This window comes from Micromonospora sp. NPDC005806 (assembly GCF_042871425.1).
GTDB lineage: Bacteria > Actinomycetota > Actinomycetes > Mycobacteriales > Micromonosporaceae > Micromonospora.
Genome location: NZ_JBIAIL010000010.1, coordinates 54,790 through 79,021, shown reverse-complemented (window position 1 = coordinate 79,021; position 24,232 = coordinate 54,790). Strand labels below are relative to the sequence as shown.

Genomic DNA, 24,232 nt, shown 5'->3' with positions numbered 1-24,232 from the left:
GAGGAAAGTTGATTGACATTCGTTTTGGCCCGCAGGTCTGCGGCGAGCTGTCCACCGGCTCCACCAGGGAGTGGCTGGTGACCGACGGCCGAGGCGGCTACGCCATGGGCACGATCAGCGGGCTGCGCACCCGGCGCTACCACGGGCTGCTCGTGGTGGCCGGGGAGACGCCGGCGTCCCGCCGGGTGGGACTGGTCAGCCTCGACCCGGCGGTGATCCTCCCCTCCGGGGCGCGGGCCCGGCTCGGCGCGCACGAGTGGTCCGCCGGGGTGGTCGACCCGCGCGGCTTCGAGCTGCTGGAGCGCTTCGACCTGACCGACGGCGTGCCCCGCTGGCGGTGGCGGATCGGCGACGCGGTGATCGAGCGGGAGATCGCCATGGCGTACGGCCGGTCGTGCGTGGCGGTCGTGCACCGGTTGGTCTCCGGCGGCCCGGTCCGGCTGGACCTGGCGGCAGCCTGCACCTGGCGGGACGCGCACGGCGAGCGCCGCGCGGACGGGCCGACCCCGCGGCTGGACCCGGTGGCCGGCGGGGCGGTGGTCGAGGGCGCGTTCCGGCTGGCCGGGCCGGACTGGACGCCCGAGGGGCAGTGGTGGCTGGGCGTGCACCACCGGGAGGAGGCAGCGCGCGGCCTCAACCCGGACGAGGACCTCTGGTACGCGGGCCGGTTCTCCGGGGCGCTGGACGAGCCGGGCGCCACGGTGTCGGTGCTGGCCTGGGCGGACGACCTGGCCGAGGAGCCGCCCGCGGCGACCGCGCTGGTCGAGGCGGCCCGGCGGCGTCACCGGTCCGTGGTGGCCACCGCCAAACCGGACGACGCGGTGGAGGCCACCCTCGCCCTCGCCGCCGACGCGTTCGTGGTCCACACCGCCACCCGGCCGGACGTGGTGGCCGGCTACCCGTGGTTCGGCGCCTGGTCCCGGGACACCATGACCTCGTACGAGGGACTGTTCCTCTGCACCAACCGGGCCGACGAGGGGCGGGAGCTCCTGCGGGCGTACGCGGCGACGCTGTCCGAGGGGATGCTGGCGAACACCGCCGACACCGGGCGGGTGGAGTACAACACCGTCGACGCGACCCTGTGGTTCCTGCACGCGGTGACCCGGCACGTCACGGCCACCGGGGACACCGACCTCGGCGACGAGCTGCTGCCCGCGCTGCACGCCGTGGTGGCGGCGCACGTCGCCGGCACCCGGTACGGCATCGGCGTCGACCCGGCCGACGGGCTGCTCACCCAGGGCGGCCCGCCCGAGGTCGCGCTGACCTGGATGGATGCCCGGGTCTACGGGGTGCCGGTGACGCCGCGTACCGGCAAGCCGGTGGAGGTGAACGCGCTCTGGGTCAACGGGCTGGCCGGCCTCGCCGAGCTGACCGAGCTGGCCGGCCGGGACGCCACCGCGGTGTGGGGGCTGCACACGAGGGCGGCCGCGGCGTTCCGGGAGCGGTTCCCGACGCCGGCGGGCTGGCTGCACGACGTGGTAGACGCGCCGGCGCCCGCGTACCCGCTCGGCGGAACGGCGCACCACGACGACGACCTGCTCCGCCCCAACCAGCTGCTCGCCTGGTCGCTGCCGTACGGCCCGCTCGAACCGGACGAGGCGACACTGCGCCGGGTCACCGAGGCCCTGTTCACCCCGCTCGGCCCGCGCAGCCTCTCCCCCGACTCCCCCGGCTTCGTCGGGCGGCACCGGGGCGGGCCGGCGGAGCGGGACGCCGGCTACCACCAGGGGACGGTGTGGCCGTGGCTGATCGGGCCGTTCGTCGACGCGTACCGCCGGGCCGGGCTGCCGACCGCCGACCTGCTGGTCGGCCTGGAGGGGCACCTGACCGAGTTCGGCCTGGGTTCGGTGAGCGAGACGGCCGACGGTCTCCCGCCGCACACCGCCACCGGCTGCCCGTTCCAGGCCTGGTCGGTGGCCGAACTGCTACGCGTCCGGCGCGCCCGCCGGTAACCCGTTACACACCGGCAACCAGCGTGTCTCCGCTGGTTATCGACCACTCGGCAGGATGGGCGGCGACCCCACGAAGCGCCCGGCGCGGCGCGTCGCGCGGTGCGGGACACACAACTCAAAGGGGGCCGCCGCATGTCTGCTGACGCCGAAGTGATCGACCTCCAGCCCGCCCGGCAGCAGCGGGTGCTGATGCTCTCCTGGGAGTACCCACCCGTGCTCGTCGGTGGACTCGGCCGCCACGTGCACGCCCTCTCCGTCGCCCTGGCCGCCACCGGCCACGAGGTCACCGTCATCACCCGGCACGCCGAGGGCGCGCCGCTGGAGGAGTACGCCGACGGCGTCCGGATCCTGCGGGCCGCCGAGGACCCGGTCCGCTTCCCACTCGCCACCGACTCCCTGCTCGCCTGGACCATGGCGTTCAACCACACCCTCACCCGGGTGGCCCTGCGCGCCGCCGAGTCCGGCGGGTACGACGTGATCCACGCCCACGACTGGCTGGTCGCGCACACCGCGGTCACCCTGGCCGAGCACCTCTCCCGACCCCTGGTCACCACCATCCACGCCACCGAGGCCGGCCGGCACCAGGGCTGGCTGCCCGAGGAGATGAACCGCACCATCCACGGCGTCGAGCACTGGCTGAGCAACGCCTCGGACCGGGTGATCGCCTGCTCCGGCTACATGCGGGACCAGGTGGCGCGACTGTTCGACGTACCGGCCGGGCGGATCGACGTGGTGCCCAACGGGGTGGACGACCGGGCCTGGCGCGCCCGCCCCCGCGCGGTCGTCTCCGCCCGGGCCCGCTTCGCCGGGGCCGGCCCCCTGGTCGGGTACGCGGGCCGGCTGGTCTACGAGAAGGGCGTGCAGCACCTGGTGCACGCCGTGCCGTACCTGCGGGACCGACACCCCGGGCTGCGCGTGGTGATCGCCGGCGACGGCCCGTACCGGGAGGAGCTGGTGGACCAGGCGCGGCGGCTGCACGTCGGGGACAGCGTCCGGTTCGCCGGCTTCATGGACGCCACCCAGCTCCCGGCGGTGCTCGCCGCGACCGACGCCACCGTCGTCCCCAGCCTCTACGAGCCGTTCGGCATGATCGCCCTGGAGGCGGCCGCGGCCGGCGCGCCACTCGCGGTGGCGAGCACCGGCGGGCTGGCCGAGATCGTCGAGCCCGGCGTCACCGGGGTGACCTTCCCGCACAGCGACCCGGACGCCCTGGCCGGCGCGGTCGACCGGCTTCTCGGCGACGAGGTCTTCGCCCGCCGGGTGGCCCGCCGCGCCCGCACCATGGTCGCCCGGCGCTACGGCTGGGCCACCGTCGCGGCCCGGACCGTCGGCAGCTACGCCGCAGCGCGGCGGGAACACGGCGCGTTCCAGGCCCGCCGGGCAGCCGCGCTGCTGGCCGGGTGCCGGTCCGCCATCACCATCCCGGACGGGAATCTGCTGGCCGAGGCCGCGAGCTGAGTCACGCACCGGTCCGCCCCTTCCCCAGTGGACCGTCCGGGTGATGTCCCTGGACCCGACGGTTAACTACAGTGGCGTAGTTTTGTCGATCAAGATCTCTGGGGAAGGGCGAGTCGACATGATGGGACCGTCCCACGCGCTGTCCGGCGCGGCGGTGTGGCTGACCGGCTCCTGGGCGTTGGACCAGTTCGCCGACTACCACCAGACGCCGCTGGCGTTGGCGGTGGGCACCGCGGTCTGCGCGGGCGGGGCGCTCTTTCCCGACCTCGACCTTTCCGGCAAGGTGACCCGCAACCAGGGCGGGGCCACCGTGGCCCGGACCTTCGGCGTGTTCAGCCTGTTCCTCGCCGAGGTGATGGAGAAGATCTCGCTCGGCGTCTACTACGCCACCAAGCTGAGCAAGGACCCGCGCCGCAACAACGGGCACCGGACGCTGACCCACACCATCCCGTTCACCGTCCTGGTGGGCTGGGGCACCACCGCACTCTGCGCCCACTTCGGCAAGTGGGCGGTGGTCAGCATCCTGTTCTTCATGATCGGGCTGGCGCTGCGTGGGCTCTTCGACGAGTGGGCCGAGCGGGCCGGCTGGGTGATCGTCACCCTGGCCTCGGCCGCCGCCGCCTGGTTCACCTTCGCCAACCTTCCCGGCGACCGGGGCTATCCGCTGATCGGCACCGCGGTCGGCGTGGGCTGTTTCGTGCACATCCTCGGCGACATGATCACCCGGGCCGGGGTGCCGATCCTCTGGCCCATCCCGATCAAGCGGCGGATGTGGATGATGGTCGGCCTGCCCAACAGCATCGCGCTGCGGACCGGGAGCAAGGCCGAGACGATCGTGCTGCGGGCCGCGCTCACCGTCCTCGCGGCGCTCGCCGCGGTGGGGCTGGTCGCACCGTCGGTCCTGCAACGGTTCAACATCGAGGTCTGATCGACATGCTGCACGTGCCGGCGGGCGAGGCGCGGCCGCCGGCCGAGGACGCGGCGGTGCCCGGGTTCTGGCAGCGGCTGGGGCTGCCCGGGCTCGCCGACGTGCACACCCACTTCCTGCCGCCGCGGCTGCTGCAGAAGGTGTGGGCGTACTTCGACTCCGCGGGGCCGCTGGTCGGCCGGGAGTGGCCGATCCGGTACCGGTGGGACGACGACGCCCGGGTGGCACACCTGCGCCGGCTCGGCGTACGGGCGTTCACCGCGCTGGCGTACCCGCACCGGCCGGAGATGGCGGAGTCGTTGAACCGGTGGACGCTGGACTTCGCCGCGCGTACCGCCGGCTGCCTGGCCTCGGCGACCTTCTTCCCGGAGCCCGGAGCGGCCGGCTACGTGGCCGCGGCGCTGGACGCCGGGGCGCGGGTGTTCAAGGTGCATCTGCAGGTGGGCGGCTTCCTGCCGACCGACCCGGCGCTGGACGCCGTCTGGGGGCTGCTGGCCGACGCGGGCGTGCCGGTGGTGGTGCACGCGGGCCATGCGCCGGTGCGCACCGACCACACCGGACCGGCGCCGTTCGCCGCGCTGCTCGCCCGGCATCCCGGCCTGACCGCGATCGTGGCGCACCTGGGTGCCCCGGACTATGCCGCGTTCCTCGACCTGGCCTCGGCGTACGAGCGGGTCCGGCTGGACACCACCATGGTGTTCACCTCGTTCTTCGACGAGGCTGAGCCGTTCCCGGCGGACCAGCTGCCCCGGCTGCGCGAGCTGGGCCTGGCCGGGAAGGTGCTGCTGGGCAGCGACTTCCCGAACATCCCCTACCCGTACGCGGAGCAGCTCACCGGCCTGGCCCGGCTCGACCTCGGCGACGACTGGCTGCGGGCGGTCTGCTGGGGCAACGCCGCCGCCCTGTTCGACCTCTGAACGACGCCACGACGCCGACGAGCCGGGGGCACTCAGCCCGGTTGGGTGGGCAGCTGCCGGGGCGATGCCCCGGTCAGGCGCCGACCCGCTGCTCGGGGATGCTGAGGCCGTAGAGCGCCATGAGTTCGGGGCTGTCGATCCGGCTGCCGTCGGCCACCGAGTCGCAGGAGATGTCGACGATCCGGTCCTTGTGCGCCAGCAGGTACGGACGGGCGCCGACGTCGGCGCTGGCCAGGGTGGCGATGCCGGACCAGTGCCGGCGGCCGAAGAGCATCGGGTAGCCGCGCAGCCCGTCGTAGGTGGCGCAGACCAGCACGTCCGGGTACGGCAGGGCGGCCACCCGCCGGACCGCGGCGGCGGTGAGCCCGGGCATGTCGACCGGCACCACCACGACCGCCTCGATCCCCTCGTCGGTCAGTGCGGCGAGCCCGGCGCGGATCGAGGAGCCGACCCCGGTGCCCCACGCCCGGTTGACCACCACGGTGGCACCGGTCAGGTCGGTCGTCTGGCGTACCTGTTCGGCCGCCGCGCCCAGCACGACCACGATCTGCTCGCAGCCCGCCGTGCCCATCGTGTCGATCATCTGGCTCACCAGGGGCTTCTCGCCCTGGTGCAGCAACGCCTCGGGCCCGCCGATCCGACGGCCCCCACCAGCGGCGATGATCATTCCTGCGATCCGGTTCAGCTGTGCCCCCTCGACCAGGGGGACGGACCGGGGCAGCCGCGCCCGGGCCGTCCCGTCGTACGCACACCGGGCCCAACGAGCGCCCCCGGGAGCGGGTAGCGGGGCAAAACGGAAAATTGCGCCGACTATGCCGCGTCGGCGTAACAGTCCACGACGGACAGGTCGAGCGGGAACCGGACCGGGGTGTCCCCGAAGAGCAGCGCGGTGGCGCGGGCGCCGGCCGCGGTGACCGCCGCCGCCACCGCGTCGGCCCGCTCTGCCGGGCAGTGCACGATCACCTCGTCGTGCTGGAAGAAGACCAGCTCGGCGCCGGTGCCGACCAGCCCCGTGCGCAGTGTGGCCAGCAGCGTGGAGGCCCACTCGGCGGCGGTGGCCTGGATGACGAAGTTGCGGGTGAACCGGCCGCGCGAGCGGGCCGCCCGGGCCCGGGGACCCTGCGGGTCCGCCCCGGCGTCCGGATCCGCGTCCTCCCCGTCGCCGAAGCCCACTGAGCCCGGCGGGCAGGTACGCCCCAGCCACGACCGGACCAATCCGCCCGCCTCACCGGTGCGGGCGGCCGCCTCGACGTACCCGAACGCGGTCGGGTAGTTCCGCTTGAGCACCGCCAGGGCGGGTACCGCCGCGCCGCCGGTCTGCCCGTACATGGCGCCGAGCAGGGCCACCTTGGCCCGCGCCCGGTCACCGGCGAAGGCGTCCCGGGCCAGCGCGGCGTAGAGGTCCCCCGCGCCACCCGCGGCGGCCAGCCGCTCGTCGCCGGAGACCGCGGCGAGCACGCGGGGCTCCAGCTGCCCCGCGTCGGCGACCACCAGGGTCCAGCCCGGGTCGGCCACCACCGCCCGCCGGATCACTTTCGGGATCTGCAACGCCCCGCCGCCCCGGGTGGCCCACCGGCCGGAGACCACCCCGCCGGGCACGTACTCCGGGTGGAAGCGGCCCTCGGAAACCCAGGCGTCCCGCCAGGCCCAGCCGTGCGCCGTCCAGATCCGGTAGAGCTCCTTGTATTCCAGCACCAGCGGCACCGCCGGATGCTCCACCCCGCGCAGCACCCAGGCCCGGGTGTTGGGCAGCTCCACGCCCGCCCGGGCGAACGCCTTCAGCAGCTCCGCCGGGGAGTCGGCATGCAGCTGGCGTACGCCGAACGCCGCGGCGATCCGGGCGGCCAGCTCGGCCAGCCGGCGGGGCGGACCGCCCACCGGGGACGCCTCGCCGAGCAGCTCGGCGAGGATCGCGTCGTGCACGTCGGCCCGCCAGGGCAGGCCGGCCGCCCCCATCTCGGCGGCGATCAGCGCACCGGCCGACTCGGCGGCCACCAGCAGCCGGAACCGGCCGGGGTGCTCGGTCGCCGCGATCCGGGCGAGCTGGTCGGCGTACACCCGGGTCAACGCCTCGATGCCCGGGCCCGGCGGGCCGGAGGGCGCGTCGAAGAGCGCGCCCTGGCCGTGGCCGGGCGGCTCCGGCGGGCGGGGCGCCGGGTCGGGCGGGACGGGCGCACCGGTCAGCCGGGCCCAGGCCGCGGCGAGCGAGCGGGGCTCGCCCCAGCGACCGGCGTGCCCGAGCAGCAGCGCCTCGGTGAGCTCCACGTCGTGGCAGCGGTCCAGCCGGACCCCGGCGCGCAGCAGCGCCGGGTAGCCGGTGGCGCCGGTGGCCCAGACCCAGCGGGGCCGGTCGGCGGCCTCCCGGGCCGCCACCGCGGCCGCCAGGTCGTCGACCGGCTCGGCGGGACCGGCAGGCCGACCGGTGGGGTCGAGAGGTTGCAGCACACCCCCGCCCCGCTCGTCCGACACCACCGCCACCAGCACGGACGCGATTCTGCCTGGCCCCTCCGACACTCGCCCACCGTCCCGCGCCCGGACCGGTGGGCGCTCTTTCACGGAAAGAGTGGCCATCCGACGCGGAATGGCCACTCTTTCCGTGAATCTGCGCGCTTCCCCGCCCGCGGTGCGCGCGCTTGGCGGCGGAGCGTTACTTGCCCACGCCGGCGGTCAGGCCGGACTGGACCTGGCGTTGGAAGACGATGTACACGATCAGCACCGGCAGCATCGCCATGGTGACGCCGGCGAACAGACCCGACCAGTCGGACTTGTAGCCCTGGTTGACCGACAGTTCGATCAGGCCCTGGGCGATCACCTGGTGCTTCGGCTCACCGGAGACCGACTGCATGAGCAGGGTCGGCAGGTACCACTGGTTCCACTGGCCGAGCACGTTGAAGATGCCGATGCTGATCAGGCCCGGCTTGGCCATCGGCAGCATCACGCTGAAGAAGGTCCGGGTGTGCGAGGCCCCGTCGACCATGGCCGCCTCGGCGATCGAGTCGGGCAGCGTCCGGAAGAACGAGTGCATGAAGAACACCGTGAACGAGAGCGACCAGGCCACATAGACCAGGATCAGCATGGCGTGCTTGTTCGGGCCGAGCGGCGGGAACACCACGTTCATGTTGTAGACGCCCTTGAACAGCGGCACCGCGGCGAGGTAGATCGGCAGGGTCAGCCCCGACAGGAACATCCAGTAGATCAGCCGGTTGCCGCGGAACTCGTAGCGGGCCAGCGCGTACGCCGCCATCGAGCCCAGCAGCATCGTCAGGGTCACGCTGCCGACGAGCACGAGCAGCGTGTTCAGGAAGAAGCTGTCGATCCCGGCCGTCCACGCCCGGGCGAAGTTGCCCCACCTCAGCGACCTGGGGATCAGCGACAGCGGCTCGCGGATCACCTCGGAGTCGGTCTTGAGGGCGGACATCACCACCCAGACCAGCGGGTAGATCACCATGACCGCCCACACCGCGAGGAACAGGTGCGAGAAGCCGTTGAAGATCCGGCCGATGCCGCTGGCGGCGGCTCCCGCCCGTCGGCCCGCTACCGGACCGGCCGGCGGCACCGCGCCGGGTCGTCTCCCGTCGGAGGTGTGGGTCACCGTGCTCATCGTCCAGGCCTCCTCAGAACTCGATCCGCTCACGACGGGTGATCCTCAACTGGAGGGCGGCCAGCAGGATGGTGAAGATTGCCAGCGCCACGGCGATCGCGCAGGCGTAGCCGAACTGGCCCTTCTGGAACGCGTTGAACTGGATCACCGAGGCGAAGATCTCGCTGGCGTGGTTCGGGCCGCCCTGACTCGGGGTCATGACGAAGACCAGGGCGTACATGTCCAGCGCGATGAAACCCAGGTAGACCCAGGCGACCGAGATGGTGTCCCGCAGCAGCGGCAGGGTGACCCGGAAGAACGTGTGCAAGCGCCCCGCGCCGTCGAGGATGGCCGCCTCGTAGATGTCCTTGGGGATCGACTGCATGGCCGCGGAGAAGAGCACCATGTAGAAGCCGGCGCCGCTCCACACGGCGATGAGCAGCAGCCACCACAGCACGGCCGGGATGCCGAGGAAGGGCTCCGGGTCGGCGGTGAACGCGATCGGGTTGTCCGCGTCGACCAGTCCGATCTTGATGAGCAGGCCGTTGATCAGGCCCTGGCCGTCCGTCCGGTAGATCTGCTGCCACATCACGGCGATGACCACCAGGGACAGCACCTGCGGGAAGAAGAAGATGACCTTGTAGAGGCCGGAGCCGAACACCCCGCGGATGCCGGCCCTGTCCTCGCGTCCGCCCACATTGAGCAGGAACGCGAGGAACAGGGCCAGCGCGATGGTGAACAGCGGCACGGTGACCAGGAAGAAGACGTTGTGCCAGAACGCCTTCCTGATCAGCTCGTCGGAGAGCAGCCGGACGTAGTTGTCCAGCCCGACGAAGTGCTGGGAATCCGAGTACCCGCCCCAGTCGGTCAGCGAGTATCCCGCCGCCTGCACGAACGGCCACACCACGTAGAACAGGTACAGCGCGACGGGCAGGGCCAGGAACCCCGTGACGAAACGCGCGACTCCGTGCCGCATTGGACTCACTCTCTCGAACGGATCAGGCGGTGCGGGTCTGCTTCTTGATCGACGAGTCCTTGGCGACCTTGTCCGCCGCAGCCTGCATCTTGTCGATAAACTGCTGCGCCGTGAGCCGGCCGGCCATCAGCTCCTCGGACAGGTTCTGGCTCTCCTTGTCCAGGTCGGCGTAGAAGTCCGGGAACTTGAACGAGACCAGGTCCTGGCTGCCGCTCTTCATCAGCGCGTTCGCGGACGCCAGGGCGGAGTCCTGCACGTTGTCGCCGGAGCCCTTGGTGGAGGCCAGCGACTTGGTCAGCTCGGCGAACTTCGCCGAGCCGGCCTTGGACAGGATCGCCCGCAGGAACTCCTTCGCGGCCTCCTTGTTCGGGGCCTTGCTCGGCACCACGAAGCCCTCACCGGAGGAGGCGAACACGTCCTTCGCCGCCTTGTCGCCGGCGTTGCTCCAGTAGTCCGACAGGGTCAGCTCGAAGCCGGGCGGGATGGTGGCGGCCATCTCGTTCTTCAGCCAGGTGCCGACCTGGATGAACGCTGCCTTGCCGTCGAGCCAGGCCTGCTGCGACTGGGTGTGGTCGAGCTTGCCGGGCAGGAGCAGCTTGTCCTTGACCAGCTTCTCCCACGGCTCCAGCGCCTTGAGGACGCCGTCGGCCTTCCAGGCGCCATCCTTCAGGTTGTCGATGTCGATGACGGCCTGCTTGCCAGCGGACTTCCAGATGCCCGCCATGAGCGCCCAGCGGGGGTAGTAGCCGTGGACGGCGTCGTGGACGTAGGGCGCCATGCCCTTCGCCTTGATCTGCGGGGCGAGGGCGAAGAACTCGTCCCAGGTGGTCGGGGCCTGCCAGCCCTCCTTCTTGAACAGGGCCGCGTTGTACCAGTTGCCCCAGACCGTGTAGGCAACGTTCACCACGTAGAACTTGCCGTTCTGGGTGCCGTCGGTGACGGTGCCGGGCAGCAGAGTGTCAGCGACCGTGCCGTCGCTGTCCCACGCGGGCGCGGTGAGCAGGTCGTCGAGCGGCTCGATCGCACCCTCGTTGATCAGCGTGCTGCGGTCCATGCTGTCGGCACCCGAGTTCATGACGAGGTCGCTCGGCTGCGTCGCCATCTTCGGCTGCTCTTCGGTCTTGATCTTCTGGGTGGAAGACATGTTGACCGTGACCTTCGAGTGCTTGGCGTTGAAGACGACCTTGTCTTCCTTGGCCCACTGGTCGCCCAGGCCACCGTTGAAGATGACCACCTTGACGGCGCTGCCGTCCTTCACGCCGAACGGGTTGTCCTTGCTCTTCGCCGCACCGCCGCCGTCGGACTTGTCCGGCTCGCTGCCGGCGCAGGCGCTGAGCAGGCCCATGGCCGGGGTGGCGAGCAGGCCGGCCGCGGCAGCCCGCTGCAGCAGGGTCCGGCGGCTGAGGTCGCCGGGCTTCTCGGGGGTAACCGACATCTCTGTCTCTCCTTGTGGTGTCGGGTCAGGCGGTCCGCCGGAGGCGCCCGGCGTACCGCGACTCGAGGGCGAGGTTGTGCTCGTCCCCACCGGGGACGTTGGCGGAGAGGTAGATAGGGGGTACCTCCCCGGCCTGGTGGAACCGTCGTACGACCTCGGCGGTCAGCAGCTGCGCCAGCAGCGCGGCGGTGACCGACGAGACCGCACAGACCGCGCCGCCGCCCTCGAGCGGCAGCAGTGCATCGCCGTACGGCGCGCCGTTGTCCAGCACGACGTCGGCGAGGTCGGCGAGCCGGTGCCCGGACGGGTGCCGGGGGGCGACCCGAGCGGTGTGCTCGACCGAGGTGACCGCGATCAGCGGGTGGCCGTGCTCCTTGACCAACGTCGCCAGCTCGACCACCGAGCCGTTGATGCCGGACTGGGAGGCGACCACGAACACGTCCCGCGGCTGCGCGGCCGCGAGGGCCCAGAGCTGGTGCGCGACGGCCGGGTCGCGTTCCAGCTTGGGGTCGGCGAGCACGTCGCGGGGCGCGTCGCCGTGCAGCACGAGATCGTGCAGGGAGAGTCGGTTGGTGGGAACCAGACCGCCGGCCCGGGCCACCAGCTCGGCGGCGAACGCCTCCGAGTGGCCGGCGCCGAACGCCTGGAGCACGCCGCCGCCACGCAGTGCGGCGGTGATCAGGTCAGCCGCCCGGTCGACCGCGTCGGCCTGGCTGTCGACCAGCCGGTCGAGCACCGGGCGGACGGCGTCCGCGTACCGCTGGGCACTGATCATGAGGTGGCCCCCTTCGCGGCCTTGTGCCCGTCGACGGCCTGGGCGGTACGCCGGAAGGCCGCGTGGGCGCGGTCGTGGGTGCGCTGCGCCACCGCGATGTAGAGCAGGTCGAGCACGACGAGCTGGGGATGCCGGGCGGAGAGCGCGTCCGGCCGGAAGGTGGTGGCCTGGCTGGCGGTGACCAGCACGATGTCGGCCAGCTCGGCCAGCGGCGAGCGGGGGAAGCCGGTCAGCGCGATCGTGGTGGCCCCCCGGCTGCCCGCCTCGGCGAGCATCTCGATGGTCTCCCGGGTCTGGCCGGTGTGCGAGATGCCGAGCGCGACGTCGCCCGCGCCGAGCAGCGCCGCGCTGGCCAGCCCCTCGTGCACGTCGCTCCAGGCCCACGCGGCCACCCCGATGCGGTGCAGGCTGAACTGCATCTCCTCGCCGACCAGCGCGCTGCCGCTGGCGCCGAAGATGTTCACCCGGCTGGCGCCGGCGATGGCCACTGCGGCCTTCTCCACCTCGCCGAGGTCGAGCAGCGCGGCGGTGTCGTGCATGGCGCGGGTGTCGGCGGCCATGATCTGGTCGAGCACCCGGGACAGCGGGTCGCTGGGCTGGATCTCCCGTCCGATGTCGACGGTCCAGCCGGCCGAGCGCGCCCGGCCGGTCTCGGCGGCGATGCCGAGTCGCAGGTCGGCGTAGCCCTCGAAGCCCATCGCCCGGCAGAACCGGGTGATGGTCGCCGGTGAGGTGCCGCTGCGCTCGGCCAGCTCCACGATGGTGGCCCGGGCCGCCGCCTCCGGGTCGCTGAGCACGTGCTCGGCGACCCGGCGCAACGCCCCCGTCAGCTCCCCCGCCCCCGCCCGGACCCTGGCCAGCACCCCATCGGAGGAGACCGCCACCGCACCCCGCCGGTCGACCGCGTCGGCATCCACCACCGCGGTCGCCGCGGCGGTGTCCACCTCGTGATCAACCATGGGACGCCTTTCGGAAAAGAGTGTTAACTGTTAGTGGTAAAAGTTCTTACTGACGGCCCCTCCGTGTCAAGGGCGTGGGCGAAGTTTTCAAACTGTTACCTGGCGCACAGCCGGCGCCAGACCCGCGGATCTTGCTTCGGGCAGCCGGGCCGACCAGCATGAAGGGCCACGACGCGCGAGCGCAGGGAGGCCCATCGGATGTCCGACACCGTCGTGGTCGGCCTCGACGTCGGGGGTACGTCCACCCGGGCGGCCGCCGTCCGCCTCGACGGCGTACGCCTCGGCACCGGCCGGGCCGGCGGCGGTAACCCGACCAGCCACGGCGCCGAGCGGGCCGCCGGGGAACTGCTGGCCGCACTGCGTGCCGCGCTCGCCGACGTCGACCCGGCCCGGGTGCGCGCCGGCACCATCGGGCTCGCCGGCGCCGGCCGGCTGCTCGCCGACCCACAGGGCCGGGCCGCCTTCGACCGGGCCTGGTCGGACGCCGGGCTGCGCTGCCCGTACGCGGTGCACGGCGACGCCCTGGTCGCGTACGCCTCGGGCACCGCCGCGCCGGACGGCACCGTGCTCATCGCCGGCACCGGGGCGATCGCCGCCCAGGTACGCGACCTGCGACTGGACCGCGTCGCAGGCGGGCACGGCTGGCTGCTCGGCGACGCCGGCTCCGGGTTCTGGCTCGGCCGGGAGGCGGTCCGCCGGCTCCTGTCCGACCTGGACCGGGGGGCGGCGCCCAGCGAGCTGGCCCGGCGGATACTCGCCGAGCTGACCGGGTCGCCCGAGGTGGCGGGCCGCCCCCGGGCCACCGCCGAGTCGGTGGTGCAGGCGGTCACCCGCCGGCCGCCGGTGGAGCTCGCTCGGCTCGCGCCGCTGGTGGTGACGGCGGCCCGGGAGGGCGAGCCGACCGCCGGGGCACTCATCGCCGAGGCGGCCACGCTGCTCGCCGAGAGCGTCAGCCGGATCCGCCCGGTCGGGGCCACCGACCCGGTGGTACTCGGCGGCGGCCTGCTCACCGGGGCGACCCCACTGGCCGACGCGGTCCGCACCGAACTGGCCGCACGCTGGCCTGCCGCGGCACTGCGGAGCGCCGGCGACGGCGCGACGGCAGCGGCCTGGCTCGCCGCCCGCGACCTCCCCGAGGTCACCGACCCGGCCGCCCTGCACGCCCTCCTCCTGCCCACCTCATCCTGACCGACCGGCCGACCGCGGCCGTCGGGACGGCATCGCCAGCCCCGAGTCCCGTTCACCTTGGCCGCGGGGAGTCGGCGGCTGGGCCGTCGCTCGGACGGAACCCGCACCGTGCCCATCGCTGCTGGGCCATGCTGGCACTGTCCTCGTCAGACGGGCTGCTTGGGGGATCGGGTGAACGCGTCAGCGGCCGCGCGTCGGCAGCACAGAACGGTTCGCCGGACTGAGATGTTCAGTGACGCGGTGCTCGCAATCCTCATCACCCTGCTCGGGCTGGACCTGCGGCCGCCCATGGTCCGGCCCGGCCAGCTCGTCGCCGGGCTCCTCGAGGACTGGCCGGTCTATCTCGCGTACACGATCTCGTTTGTGAATCTGGCGGTGGTATGGCTCGGGCACCGCACGTCATTCGCCCGGCTCAGGGCGCTCGACGTGCCGTTGACCTGGGCCAATCTTGGTGTGCTCTTCTGCGCCGCGCTGATGCCCTTCGCCACCTCGGTCGTCGCCCGGTTCCTGAAGGAGGGCAACGAGAGTGACGTGCAGGCAGCCACCGGCTTCTACGCGCTGATCGGCGCGCTGTTGATGGCCAGCTGGCTGGTCTTCGACCACTGCCTCGTGCGAAATCCAGGACTGGTCGAGGAGGGAGGTCTGTGGTTCTTCCGGCGGGAACGGCGCAAAGCCCTGCTCGGGGCCGCGTTCTTCCCCATCGGTGGACTGCTCGGGTTCGTCTCACCCTGGATCGCGTTGACCATCTTCCTCGGCATCCCGATCTTCTACGGCATCACCGCCCCTCGTGAGTAACCGCTCGCCAAGCCGTACGCGGAAGGTGGACAGGCGCCCGGGACGGGCCGGAAGCGGACCCGTCCCGCAGCCGCTGTCGAGCTGATGTCGCAAACGACTCGCCGACCAGCGGGCGTGGTCGCCGCGGGTCTCGCGTCCCGGGACCCGGACCCGCGGCTGACGTCACCAACGACTCAGCTCCACAGTGAGCCCCAACCTGTAACGGCTCGACCGGAGACCACCCGGCCGAGCCGAAGCCAGTCGCTATCCCAGTTCGGCGAGCACCTGGTCCAGGCGGGGCCAGACGTGGCTGCGCCAGCCGCCGTCCAGCAGGGTGAAGGTGCGCCGCTGCACCGGGTCGTCCGGGTCGAAGCCGGCGTGCTCGAGGAAGAGCCGGGTCCCCCGCCCCTCCGGCACCAGCTACCAGGTGACCACGGTGTCCAGCCGGCCGCCCCGCCAGGCCCAGCGCAGCCGGTGCGGCTCGTCCAGCTCCAGCACCTCGCAGTGGACGATGCCGTCGAAGCCCTGACCGGGGCGCGGGGTGGTGCGGAAGGTGAAGCGATGACCCGGGAGCGGCCGGAAGTCGTTCGGCATCAGCCAGCGGGCCAGCAGATCAGAATCGGTCAGGGCACGCCACACCTTGGCCGGCGGGTGGGCCAGGAACTGGTCCACCTCGACGGCGGCCCGCTCAGTCATCGAGACCGTCCAGCACTTCGCGCAGGTCGGCCAGGCGGGCCCGCCAGAACCGCTCGTACGGGCAGAGCCAGTCGGCCACCTGGCGCAACGGCTCGGGCCGCAGCGCGTAGAACCGCTGCCGGCCGATCGGCTGCTCGGTCACCAGGCCGGCGTCCTTGAGCACCCGGAGGTGCTCCGACAGGCTGGGCCGGCGCATGTCGAAGTGGTCGGCGAGCTGCTGCACCGGCTGCTCGCCGCGCTCCAGCAGCAGCCGGAGCAGCTCCCGTCGGGTGGGGTTGGCCAGCGCCGTGAAGACGTCCATCCCCTCAGACCCGGGTGGACTGGAGGACGATGCCGTTGCCGTCCGGGTCGTCGAAGGTGGCGTAGCGGCCCCAGGGCGCCGTCTGGATGCCGCCGTCGGCGAAGGCGACGCCGCGCTCCCGCAGTCGGGCCACGTCGCCGTCGAGGTCGTCCGTCTCCAGCACCAGGCCCTTGAGCGAGCCGGGCGGCATGGTCGGGAACCAGGTGACCAGGGTCAGGGCGGTGGCCGCGCCCTTGGGGGCGACCTGGATCCACCGGCCACCAGGGCCCATCGGGTTGTCCCAGATCAGGTCGAAGCCGAGGACGTCGACGTAGAAGTCGCGGGCCCGGTCCTGGTCGCTGACGGGCACGGAGACGAGTTGCACGTGGGTCACGGTCACGGCCACCACAATAGGTAGGAGAACTCCTACCGGTCAAGTGAAGAGCGGGCCGGCCGACACCGTCGACCGGCCCGATACCAGGAGAAACGGTCAGGCGTGCCTCACTTGAGCTGCCCTGCGGTGAGGCCGGTCTGGATCTGCCGCTGGAACGCGACGTAGACCGCCAGCACCGGCAGGGTGGCGATGGTCAGGCCCGCGAACAGGCCGCTGAAGTCGCCCTGGTAGCCCTGGTTGACCGCCAACGCGGCGAGCCCCTGTGCCAGCACCGGCTTCGCGTCCTCGCCCTGCATCAGCACCTGGGGCAGGATGAACTGGTTCCAGTGGCTGAGGAAGTTGAAGATCGCGACGCTGATCAGTCCCGGTCTCGCCATCGGCAGCATCACCCGGAAGAAGAGCCGGAAGTGACCACACCCGTCGATGAGCGCCGCCTCCGCGATCGACGTGGGCAGCGTCCGGAAGAAGGCGGTCAGGAAGAAGACCGTGAAGGGCAGCGAGTAGGCGGCGTAGACCAGGATCAGACCCAGCCAGGTGTGCAGGAGGCCCGCGTTGCGCACGACGAAGAAGAGCGGCACCAGGGCGAGGAAGACCGGGAACATCATCCCGCCGACGACGAGGTAGTAGACCACCTGCCGGCCGGGGAACTCGTAGCGGGCGAAAACGTACGCCGCGGTCGCGCCGAAGAGCATGGTCAGGGTAAGCGATCCGGTCACCACCACGCCGCTGTTCAGGAAGTACTGGCCGATGTGCGCCTCGGTCCAGGCCCGTGCCCAGTTCTCGAAGCGCAGCCCGCCCGGCAGCCCCCACGGGTCGGTGAGGATCTCCTTGTCGCTCTTGAACGAGCTGAGGAACATCCACAGCAGCGGCAGCGCGGTCAGCGCGGCCCAGAACAGCAGGAGCCCGTGCGAGAAGACGTTGGCAAAGCCCAACTCGCGGCGCAGGGGTCGGGCGTCACCGCGGGCGGGCCCGCTCTGCTCCGCCCCGGTCGCCGTGGGCCGGTCCAGTGTGGTCACGAGTACTCGATCCGATCACGACGGGCGGCTCGCAGTGCCAGCACCGCCACCGACAGGGTCAGGAAGAACATCACGACGCCGATAGCCGAGGCGTACCCGAACTTGGACTCGCTGGCGAAGGCGGTGTTGTACATCCGCAGACCGATCACGTCCGAGGAGAAGCTGGGCCCGCCGTCGGTCATCTGCTGCACCAGGATGAACCCGTCCAGGGCGGCGATGGCCAGGTAGATCCAGGCGACCTGGACGGTGTCCCAGAGCAGCGGGATCGTGATCCGGCGCAGGGTCACCAGACGCGAGGCCCCGTCGAGCATGACCGCCTCGTAGATGTCGCGCGGGATGGCCGACATGGCCGCGCCGAAGAGCACCACGTAGAACCCGACGTTGCTCCAGACCATCACGGCAAGCACGCACCAGAAGGCGGTGCGCGGATCCCCGAGCCACGTCGGCGTCGGCAGGCCGAGGGCCTGCAACGCGCCGTTCAGCAGGCCGTTGGTGGGGTGGTAGACCTCCTTCCAGAGCAGAGCGATGATCACGACCGACAGCACCTGCGGGAAGAAGTAGACCAGCCGGTAGACGGCGCTGCCACGCACCCCGGTCACCCCGGCCCGGCCCTTGCGCCCGCCCATGCTGAGCATGGTGGCGAAGAAGAGCCCGAGACCGATCGTCACCACCGGCACCAGGGCGAGCATGATCGCGTTGTTCTTGATCGCATTCCATACGCGATCGTCGTGCAGCAGTCTCTGGAAGTTGTCCAGCCCGACGGAGTTCGCGTTCGCGGAGAAGCCGAGCCAGTCGGTGGTGGAGATCTGGAAGGCCTGCGCGTACGGCGACAGCACGAAGATGCCGTACAGCAGCAGCGGCGGCCCCAGGAAGATGATGATCAGCGGGTACTTGCCATGTCTCACGAGAAGGACCTACTCCCCAGCGGCGGACCGGTGGGGGCGGGACCGGCCCGCCCCCACCGACCGGACGTTACGCGGCCCGCTTGTACTTCTTGATCGAGCTGTCCTGGGCGATCGAGTCGGCGCCCTTCTGGCACGCGTCGAGGAACGCGGCCGGGGTGCTCCGGCCGCTGAAGAACTCGCCGCAGGCGGCGTCGACCAGCTCGCGCTCGAGCTTCCGGTAGTAGTTGTTGTAAACCCAGTTGAAGCCGTTGCTGCCGGACGCCTCCAGCGCCTTGACCACGGTGCTGAGCCCGAACGGCAGCTCGATTCCCTCGGTCGTCCCGGCCACCACGGTCAGGCTGGACACCTTCTTCGTGAAGTCCTGCGCGCCCTTCTTGGAGAGCATCACCCGGAAGTACTCCAGGCCGCCGGCGACGTTCTTCGCCTTCGCCGGCACGATGAACGGCTCGCCGGCGGTGCCGCGAAGCGCCTCGAACGGCAGCTTGTCCCCGCTGCCCAGGCTCGGCGTCGGCGCAATCGTCATGTTGAAGCCGGCCGGGGTGACCTTCGCCTGCTCGCTCTCCAGCCAGGAACCGCAGGAGACGAAGGCGGCCTTACCCTGGCACCAGGCGGTCTGCGACTGGATGTGGTCCAGGCCCGCCGAGCCGTCCAGGATGTACTTGTCCTTGACGATCTGGTACCAGGCGTCGGCCGCGGCCTTCATGGCGTCGGACCTCCAGGCGTTCGGCTCGAGGTTGTCGATCGCGGTCGCCACCGACGGCCCGCCGAACTTGATCGCGGTGGCGATCAGCGGCCAGCTCATGTAGCGGGGGTGCTTGCCCGCGTACGTCCAGGGGGCGATCCCGGCCGCCTTGATCTGCTTGCAGAGCGCGATGTGCTCGTCCCAGGTCTTCGCGTACTGCCAGTTCCGCTCGGTGAAGAGCTTGGTGGAGTACCAGATGCCGTACGCGGTGTACGTGTAGTTGAGGACCAGGAACTTCCCGTCGTACGAGCCGACGTCGACGGCGCCGGGCAGCAGCGTGTCCCGCACCTTCTTGCCGGGCTGGTCGAGGCTCGGGGCGTCGAGCAGCTCACCCAGGTCGGCGATGGCGTTCTGGCTGACCAGGCCGTTGAAGTCGATCTGACCGGCGCCGGAGTTGTTCACCACGTCCGGCGGGGTGCCGTCGACGAAGCGGGGCTGGAGGGTCTTGCTGATCTCCTGGGTGGCGGAGTGCTTGATCTCGGCCTTGGGGTACTTCTCCTTGTACATGGCCTCGTGGGCCTTGGCGTACTCCTCGCCGAAGCCGCCGTTGAAGATCACCACCTCGAGCGGGGCGTCCTCCTTGACGCCGAGCGGGTTCTGCTCGCTCTTGGTGCCCTTGTAGGTGCCGGCGTCGCCCTTGTCGTCGCCGCCGGAGGTGGCACAGCCGGCCAGCAGGCCGGCGGCGGGAGTGGCCAGCAGGCCGGCGGCGGCGGTGCGCCGCAGGATGTCACGCCTGTTCATCGCTTCTCCTCGGTTCGGGTACGGGCGGCCCGCCGAAGATGGGGGAACGGCGGCCGCGGCGTCGAGGCACGGAGGTGTTGGGTGTCGCTCGTCTTCACTTCATTTGAAGTTGATGAAGAATTTCTACGACAGTGCGACGCGGACCACAAGCCCTGACAACCGAACCGTTATCACCACCGGCCGGCGCGAGCTGACATAGCCTGGGCCCATGCGCCGCCTGCGGCAGCTCGCCGAGCGCACGCCGGCCGGGCGGGAACGCTACGTCGACCTGCTCCGGGCGCTCGCCATCACCATGGTCGTGCTCGGCCACTGGGCGGTCACCGTCATCGGGCACGACCGGGCCGGGCACCCCACCGGCCACTCCGCCCTGGGCGACCTCCCCTGGGCCTGGCCGCTGACCTGGGTGGCCCAGGTGATGCCGGTGTTCTTCCTGGTCGGCGGGTACGCCAACGCCGCCTCGCTGACCACCCGCCGGCACCGCGGCGGGAACGCCACCGGCTGGCTGATCGACCGCAGCGCCCGACTGGTCCGCCCCACCACCGCGCTGCTGGTGGTGCTGGCGGTCGGCGCGGCGGTCGCCAGCCTCCGCGGCGCCAACCCGGTCGAGGTCCGCACCGTGGTGTGGTTCGCCACCATCCCGCTCTGGTTCCTGGTGGCGTACCTGATCGTGGTGCCGTTGACCCCGCCGATGTACGCCCTGCACCGACGGTTCGGGCTGGCCGTGCCGGTGGTGCTGGTCGGTCTCGTCGCGCTCGGCGACCTGGGCCGGCTGCTCGGGCCGGCCGGGCTCGCCACCGGCAACTACCTGTTCGGCTGGCTGGCCGTGCACCAGCTCGGCTTCGCCTGGTACGACGCCCGGTCACCGGACAACCCGCGCCGTCGCCGGCTGCCGCTGTCCCGGCGGGCCGGGGCCACGCTGCTGGCCGTCGGGCTGGCCGCGCTGGTCCTGCTGACGGTCGTCGGGCCGTACCCGGTGGTGCTGCTCAACGTGCCCGGCGAGCGGCTGGACAACGCCGCCCCGCCGAGCCTGGCCCTGCTCGCCGCGGCCACCGCGCAGCTCGGGCTGATCCTGCTGCTGCGCGGGCCGGCCGGACGCTGGCTGCGGCGGCGCGGCCCGTGGCAGGCGGTGATCGCGGTGAACACGGTGGTGCTCACCGTCTTCCTCTGGCACCTGACCGCGGCGGTGCTGCTGGTCGGCCTGCTGGACGCGCTCGGCGTGCTGCCCACCCCCCGGGTCGGCTCGGCCGCGTGGTGGGCCTGGCGGATCCCCTGGCTACTCGCCCTCGCCGTCATCCTCGCCGCCCTGGTCGCCATCTTCGGCCCGATCGAGGCCCGCAGCCGCCGATCCGCCCCGCCGGCCGACGCGCGGCGCGGGCCGGAGAGCGCCCGGGGCTCCCCGGGCTGGTCCCGGGTCCGTACCGCGCTCGCGGTGGCCGGGTACACGGGCATCGTCGCCGGGCTGCTGCTGAACAGCCTGACCCGCAAGGCCGCGCCCGAGCCGCTGGGGCTGCCCGCCCCGGCGCTGGTGGCGTACCTGGCCGGGGCGGGGGCGCTGCGGCTGCTCAGGTCTGGGTGGGGAAGCCAAGGTTGACCCCGCCGTGGCGCGGATCCAGCCAGCGGCTGGTGACCACCTTGCCCCGGGTGAAGAAGGCGACCCCGTCGGCGCCGTGGGCGTGCAGGTCGCCGAAGAGCGAGGCCTTCCAGCCGCCGAAGGAGTAGTAGGCCATCGGCACCGGGATCGGCACGTTGATCCCGACCATGCCCACCTCCACCTCGTGCTGGTAGCGCCGAGCGGCCCCGCCGTCATTGGTGAAGATCGCCGTGCCGTTGCCGTACGGGTTGGCGTTGACCAGGTCGACCGCCTCGTCGTACGAGCCGACCCGGACGACGCCGAGCACCGGGCCGAAGATCTCGTCGGTGTAGATCGACATCCCCGGGGTGACGTGGTCGAAGAGGGTCGGGCCGAGCCAGAACCCGTCCGCGTCCCCGTCCGGGTCGACCTCCCGCCCGTCCACCACCGGCACCGCGCCGGCGGCGATCCCCGACTCCACGTAGGAGCGGACCCGCTCGGCGTGCGCGGCGGTGACCAGCGGGCCCATGTCGCAGCCGCGCCGGCCGTCGCCGGTACGCAGCCGACCCATCCGCTCGGCGATCTTCGCGACCAGGGCGTCGGCGACCGGCTCCACCGCGACCAGCGCGGAGATCGCCATGCACCGCTCCCCCGCCGAGCCGAAGCCGGCGTTGACGGCCGCGTCGGCCGCCAGGTCCAGGTCGGCGTCGGGGAGCACCACCATGTGGTTCTTCGCCCCGCCGAGCGCCTGCACCCGCTTGCCGGCCAGCGAGCCGCGCTGGTGCACGTACCGGGCGACCGGAGTGGAGCCGACGAACGACACCGCCTTCACGCCGGGGTGGTCGAGCAGGGCGTCGACTGCCTCCTTGTCGCCGTTGACCACGTTGAGCACGCCGTCCGGCAGGCCCGCCTCGGTGAACCACTCGGCCAGCAGCAGCGCCGCGCTCGGGTCCTTCTCGCTCGGCTTGAGCACTACCGCGTTGCCGCAGGCGACGGCGACCGGGACGAACCAGAGCGGCACCATCACCGGAAAGTTGAACGGCGAGATCACCGCCACCACGCCGAGCGGCTGCCGCAGGCTGTACGAGTCGACCTCGGTGGAGACGTTCTCGCTGAAGCCGCCGCGCAGCGCCGAGGGGATGCCGCAGGCGTACTCGGTGACCTCCAGGCCGCGCTGCACCTCGCCGGCGGCGTCCGCGAGGACCTTGCCGTGCTCGGCGGTGATCACCTCAGCGAGCCGGTCGCGCCGGGCGTTGACCAGCTCGCGGAAGGCGAACAGCACGGCCGTCCGCTTGGCCAGCGAGGCGTCCCGCCAGGTCCGCGCGGCCCGGTCGGCGGCCTCCACCGCGCCCGCCACGTCCCCGGCGGAGGCCAGCTCCACCACCCCGGTACGCCGCCCGGTGGCCGGGTCGAAGACGTCGCCGCGGCGCTCGGAGTCGCCGCTGACCCGCTTGCCGTCGATGAAGTGCCCGATGGTGTTCATGCGACCAGCTCGGCGGCGCAGGAGCGGATGGCCTCGACCAGGATGGCCAGCCCCTCCCGGGCCTCGTCCTCGGTCAGGGTCAGCGGCGGGCCCATCCGGATCACGTTGCCGTAGAGGCCGCCCTTGCCGACCAGCAGGCCGCCGGTCCGGCACGCCTCGAACACCCGGGTGGTGAGCGCCGGGTCCGGATCGAGGGCGCCCGGGCGGACGAACTCGACGCCGAGCATGAGGCCCTTGCCGCGGACCTCGGCGACGCAGTCGAGCTCGGCCGTCGCCGCCCGCAGGCCGTCGCCGAGGATCGCGCCGACCCGCTCGGCGTTGGCCTGCAGGTCGTGGTCGAGCAGGTAGTCGAGGACGGCGTTGCCGGCGGCGGTGGAGACCGGGTTGCCGCCGAAGGTGGAGAAGCTGATCGCCGGCACCGACTCCAGCACGTCCGCCCGGCCGACCACGCCGGCCAGGGCGAAGCCGTTGCCGATGCCCTTGGCGAAGGTGAGCAGGTCCGGGGTGACGCCGTGCGCCTGGTAGCCCCAGAAGTGCTCGCCGGTGCGGCCCCAGCCGGTCTGCACCTCGTCGCTGATCAGCAGGATGCCGTGCTCGTCGAGCACCTTCTTCCAGGCCGCGAAGAGCCCGTCCGGGCCGTGCACGAAGCCGCCGACGCCCTGGACCGGCTCGGCGATCAGGCAGGCCACGTCGCCGGAGGTCTGGGTGGCGAGGACCTCGCGCAGGTCCTCCACGGCCGCGTCGATCCGGTCGGCCTCGTCGAGGCGGGCCAGCAGGCCGCGCAGTCGCTCGCCGGAGTGCAGCCAGGCCACCTGCAGCGGGTTGAGCGCACTGGCCGACCAGCTCCGGTTGCCGGTCACGCCCATCGCCGCGTACGACCGGCCGTGGTAGCTGTTGCGTACGGCGAGGACCTGGTGCGAGCGGCGGTGGTTGGTGGCGACCAGCAGCGCCGCCTCGTTGGCCTCGGTGCCGGAGTTGGTGAAGAAGACCCGGGCGTCGGGGATGCCGGAGACCTGGGCGACCTTCTCGGCCAGCTCCACCTGCTGCCGGATCAGGTAGAGCGTGGAGCTGTGCACGATGCCGGTGCGCAGTTGCCGCTCGACCGCCTCGCGGATCTCCGGGATGTCGTAGCCGATCATGTTGGTCAGCACGCCGCCGAAGAAGTCCAGGTAGCTGCGTCCCTGCGCGTCGGTCACCCGGCGGCCGGAGCCGGAGACCAGCTCGATCGGTTCGGCGTAGTAGAGCGGCATCCAGGACGGGAGCACGGCCCGGTGTCGGGCCAGCAGGTCGTCGGAGGTCATGGTCGCACCCTTCAGCGGCGGTTGGTCCTCGCACGCTCTCACCGGGTGGTGACAGGGACAACTGTCACTGTGTAGCGCAGCGACCGTGACCGCCTGACACCGCGTCAACCGCCCCCGTTGCGGTTTCCGGAGCCGAATGCGCTCCACACCAACCTTTCCGCT

23 protein-coding genes are annotated in these 24,232 nt (G+C 72.1%); 7 read left to right on the top strand and 16 right to left on the bottom strand.

Annotated elements, in window-relative coordinates:
- Window positions 1-8: 8 nt before the first annotated feature.
- From ACFYOS_RS13510 to ACFYOS_RS13495, 4 genes are all read left to right on the top strand, one after another.
- On the top strand, window positions 9-1,952 hold the full coding sequence (locus ACFYOS_RS13510) for an amylo-alpha-1,6-glucosidase (protein ID WP_387139819.1): 1,944 nt from the start codon (window positions 9-11) through the stop codon (window positions 1,950-1,952).
- Window positions 1,953-2,084: 132 nt separating this feature from the next.
- The gene (locus ACFYOS_RS13505; protein WP_387139816.1) at window positions 2,085-3,410 is read left to right on the top strand and encodes a glycosyltransferase family 4 protein; all 1,326 of its coding nucleotides are present in this window, start codon (window positions 2,085-2,087) and stop codon (window positions 3,408-3,410) included.
- A 118-nt stretch (window positions 3,411-3,528) separates the two neighbouring features.
- A complete protein-coding gene (locus ACFYOS_RS13500) occupies window positions 3,529-4,338 on the top strand; it encodes a metal-dependent hydrolase (protein WP_387139814.1) in 810 nt (269 codons plus the stop codon).
- A 5-nt stretch (window positions 4,339-4,343) separates the two neighbouring features.
- A complete protein-coding gene (locus ACFYOS_RS13495; RefSeq protein ID WP_387139811.1) occupies window positions 4,344-5,255 on the top strand; it encodes an amidohydrolase family protein in 912 nt (303 codons plus the stop codon).
- Window positions 5,256-5,328: 73 nt separating this feature from the next.
- On the opposite strand, the gene ACFYOS_RS13490 is transcribed toward ACFYOS_RS13495, so the two are convergent.
- The 7 genes from ACFYOS_RS13490 to ACFYOS_RS13460 form a co-directional block, all read right to left on the bottom strand.
- Window positions 5,329-5,922 (bottom strand): NTP transferase domain-containing protein, encoded by a 594-nt coding sequence (locus tag ACFYOS_RS13490; RefSeq protein ID WP_387139808.1) that lies wholly within the window; start codon window positions 5,920-5,922, stop codon window positions 5,329-5,331.
- 143 nt (window positions 5,923-6,065) lie between these two features.
- A complete protein-coding gene (locus tag ACFYOS_RS13485) occupies window positions 6,066-7,739 on the bottom strand; it encodes a bifunctional 3'-5' exonuclease/DNA polymerase (protein ID WP_387139807.1) in 1,674 nt (557 codons plus the stop codon).
- Window positions 7,740-7,902: 163 nt separating this feature from the next.
- Window positions 7,903-8,856: a carbohydrate ABC transporter permease gene (locus ACFYOS_RS13480; protein ID WP_387139804.1), complete on the bottom strand. Its 954-nt coding sequence runs from the start codon at window positions 8,854-8,856 to the stop codon at window positions 7,903-7,905.
- Between the two features lie 13 nt (window positions 8,857-8,869).
- Window positions 8,870-9,811: a carbohydrate ABC transporter permease gene (locus tag ACFYOS_RS13475; protein ID WP_387139801.1), complete on the bottom strand. Its 942-nt coding sequence runs from the start codon at window positions 9,809-9,811 to the stop codon at window positions 8,870-8,872.
- Between the two features lie 22 nt (window positions 9,812-9,833).
- The gene (ngcE, locus tag ACFYOS_RS13470; RefSeq protein ID WP_387139798.1) at window positions 9,834-11,246 is read right to left on the bottom strand and encodes an N-acetylglucosamine/diacetylchitobiose ABC transporter substrate-binding protein; all 1,413 of its coding nucleotides are present in this window, start codon (window positions 11,244-11,246) and stop codon (window positions 9,834-9,836) included.
- Between the two features lie 25 nt (window positions 11,247-11,271).
- On the bottom strand, window positions 11,272-12,021 hold the full coding sequence (locus ACFYOS_RS13465) for a sugar isomerase domain-containing protein (protein WP_387139795.1): 750 nt from the start codon (window positions 12,019-12,021) through the stop codon (window positions 11,272-11,274).
- Window positions 12,018-12,980 (bottom strand): MurR/RpiR family transcriptional regulator, encoded by a 963-nt coding sequence (locus tag ACFYOS_RS13460; protein ID WP_387139792.1) that lies wholly within the window; start codon window positions 12,978-12,980, stop codon window positions 12,018-12,020. The genes ACFYOS_RS13465 and ACFYOS_RS13460 overlap by 4 nt, the downstream gene beginning before the upstream one ends.
- Before the next feature lie 198 nt (window positions 12,981-13,178).
- On the opposite strand from ACFYOS_RS13460, the gene ACFYOS_RS13455 reads away from it, so the two are divergent.
- Window positions 13,179-14,168 (top strand): N-acetylglucosamine kinase, encoded by a 990-nt coding sequence (locus tag ACFYOS_RS13455; protein WP_387139789.1) that lies wholly within the window; start codon window positions 13,179-13,181, stop codon window positions 14,166-14,168.
- A 225-nt stretch (window positions 14,169-14,393) separates the two neighbouring features.
- Window positions 14,394-14,963 carry a TMEM175 family protein gene (locus tag ACFYOS_RS13450; protein ID WP_387139786.1) on the top strand — a complete coding sequence of 190 codons (570 nt, stop codon included), beginning with the start codon at window positions 14,394-14,396 and terminating at the stop codon, window positions 14,961-14,963.
- Between the two features lie 243 nt (window positions 14,964-15,206).
- Here ACFYOS_RS13450 and ACFYOS_RS13445 read toward each other — a convergent pair whose 3' ends face one another.
- The 7 genes from ACFYOS_RS13445 to ngcE (ACFYOS_RS13415) all read right to left on the bottom strand — a co-directional run bounded on the left by ACFYOS_RS13445 (window position 15,207) and on the right by ngcE (ACFYOS_RS13415) (window position 19,716).
- Window positions 15,207-15,359, bottom strand: a complete 153-nt coding sequence (locus tag ACFYOS_RS13445) for a hypothetical protein (RefSeq protein ID WP_387139783.1) — start codon at window positions 15,357-15,359, stop codon at window positions 15,207-15,209.
- Window positions 15,360-15,362: 3 nt separating this feature from the next.
- Window positions 15,363-15,638, bottom strand: coding sequence for an SRPBCC domain-containing protein (locus ACFYOS_RS13440; protein WP_387139780.1), 276 nt, complete (start codon window positions 15,636-15,638; stop codon window positions 15,363-15,365).
- Window positions 15,631-15,939, bottom strand: coding sequence for an ArsR/SmtB family transcription factor (locus ACFYOS_RS13435; protein ID WP_387139778.1), 309 nt, complete (start codon window positions 15,937-15,939; stop codon window positions 15,631-15,633). Before ACFYOS_RS13435 ends, ACFYOS_RS13440 begins: the two co-directional genes overlap by 8 nt.
- A gap of 4 nt (window positions 15,940-15,943) precedes the next feature.
- The gene (locus ACFYOS_RS13430; protein WP_387139775.1) at window positions 15,944-16,318 is read right to left on the bottom strand and encodes a glyoxalase superfamily protein; all 375 of its coding nucleotides are present in this window, start codon (window positions 16,316-16,318) and stop codon (window positions 15,944-15,946) included.
- Between the two features lie 101 nt (window positions 16,319-16,419).
- Window positions 16,420-17,328 carry a carbohydrate ABC transporter permease gene (locus tag ACFYOS_RS13425; protein ID WP_387139772.1) on the bottom strand — a complete coding sequence of 303 codons (909 nt, stop codon included), beginning with the start codon at window positions 17,326-17,328 and terminating at the stop codon, window positions 16,420-16,422.
- Window positions 17,325-18,233: a carbohydrate ABC transporter permease gene (locus ACFYOS_RS13420; RefSeq protein ID WP_387139769.1), complete on the bottom strand. Its 909-nt coding sequence runs from the start codon at window positions 18,231-18,233 to the stop codon at window positions 17,325-17,327. Before ACFYOS_RS13420 ends, ACFYOS_RS13425 begins: the two co-directional genes overlap by 4 nt.
- A 67-nt stretch (window positions 18,234-18,300) precedes the next feature.
- On the bottom strand, window positions 18,301-19,716 hold the full coding sequence (gene ngcE / locus ACFYOS_RS13415; protein WP_387139766.1) for an N-acetylglucosamine/diacetylchitobiose ABC transporter substrate-binding protein: 1,416 nt from the start codon (window positions 19,714-19,716) through the stop codon (window positions 18,301-18,303).
- A 208-nt stretch (window positions 19,717-19,924) separates the two neighbouring features.
- On the opposite strand from ngcE (ACFYOS_RS13415), the gene ACFYOS_RS13410 reads away from it, so the two are divergent.
- A complete protein-coding gene (locus tag ACFYOS_RS13410; protein WP_387139763.1) occupies window positions 19,925-21,307 on the top strand; it encodes an acyltransferase in 1,383 nt (460 codons plus the stop codon).
- Here ACFYOS_RS13410 and ACFYOS_RS13405 read toward each other — a convergent pair.
- Window positions 21,279-22,769: a CoA-acylating methylmalonate-semialdehyde dehydrogenase gene (locus tag ACFYOS_RS13405; RefSeq protein WP_387139759.1), complete on the bottom strand. Its 1,491-nt coding sequence runs from the start codon at window positions 22,767-22,769 to the stop codon at window positions 21,279-21,281. The genes ACFYOS_RS13410 and ACFYOS_RS13405 overlap by 29 nt on opposite strands.
- On the bottom strand, window positions 22,766-24,070 hold the full coding sequence (locus ACFYOS_RS13400; protein ID WP_387139756.1) for an aspartate aminotransferase family protein: 1,305 nt from the start codon (window positions 24,068-24,070) through the stop codon (window positions 22,766-22,768). Before ACFYOS_RS13400 ends, ACFYOS_RS13405 begins: the two co-directional genes overlap by 4 nt.
- Window positions 24,071-24,232: the final 162 nt, after the last annotated feature.

Coding starts and splice junctions, on each gene's coding strand:
- ACFYOS_RS13460 (WP_387139792.1), bottom strand. CDS start 12,980: ATGGTTGATCACGAGGTGGACACCGCCGCGGCGACCGCGGTGGTGGAT.
- ACFYOS_RS13480 (WP_387139804.1), bottom strand. CDS start 8,856: ATGAGCACGGTGACCCACACCTCCGACGGGAGACGACCCGGCGCGGTG.
- ACFYOS_RS13500 (WP_387139814.1), top strand. CDS start 3,529: ATGATGGGACCGTCCCACGCGCTGTCCGGCGCGGCGGTGTGGCTGACC.
- ACFYOS_RS13455 (WP_387139789.1), top strand. CDS start 13,179: ATGTCCGACACCGTCGTGGTCGGCCTCGACGTCGGGGGTACGTCCACC.
- ACFYOS_RS13505 (WP_387139816.1), top strand. CDS start 2,085: ATGTCTGCTGACGCCGAAGTGATCGACCTCCAGCCCGCCCGGCAGCAG.
- ACFYOS_RS13410 (WP_387139763.1), top strand. CDS start 19,925: ATGCGCCGCCTGCGGCAGCTCGCCGAGCGCACGCCGGCCGGGCGGGAA.
- ACFYOS_RS13475 (WP_387139801.1), bottom strand. CDS start 9,811: ATGCGGCACGGAGTCGCGCGTTTCGTCACGGGGTTCCTGGCCCTGCCC.
- ACFYOS_RS13465 (WP_387139795.1), bottom strand. CDS start 12,021: ATGATCAGTGCCCAGCGGTACGCGGACGCCGTCCGCCCGGTGCTCGAC.
- ngcE (WP_387139798.1), bottom strand. CDS start 11,246: ATGTCGGTTACCCCCGAGAAGCCCGGCGACCTCAGCCGCCGGACCCTG.
- ACFYOS_RS13450 (WP_387139786.1), top strand. CDS start 14,394: ATGTTCAGTGACGCGGTGCTCGCAATCCTCATCACCCTGCTCGGGCTG.
- ACFYOS_RS13440 (WP_387139780.1), bottom strand. CDS start 15,638: ATGACTGAGCGGGCCGCCGTCGAGGTGGACCAGTTCCTGGCCCACCCG.
- ngcE (WP_387139766.1), bottom strand. CDS start 19,716: ATGAACAGGCGTGACATCCTGCGGCGCACCGCCGCCGCCGGCCTGCTG.
- ACFYOS_RS13435 (WP_387139778.1), bottom strand. CDS start 15,939: ATGGACGTCTTCACGGCGCTGGCCAACCCCACCCGACGGGAGCTGCTC.
- ACFYOS_RS13490 (WP_387139808.1), bottom strand. CDS start 5,922: ATGATCATCGCCGCTGGTGGGGGCCGTCGGATCGGCGGGCCCGAGGCG.
- ACFYOS_RS13405 (WP_387139759.1), bottom strand. CDS start 22,769: ATGAACACCATCGGGCACTTCATCGACGGCAAGCGGGTCAGCGGCGAC.
- ACFYOS_RS13495 (WP_387139811.1), top strand. CDS start 4,344: ATGCTGCACGTGCCGGCGGGCGAGGCGCGGCCGCCGGCCGAGGACGCG.
- ACFYOS_RS13400 (WP_387139756.1), bottom strand. CDS start 24,070: ATGACCTCCGACGACCTGCTGGCCCGACACCGGGCCGTGCTCCCGTCC.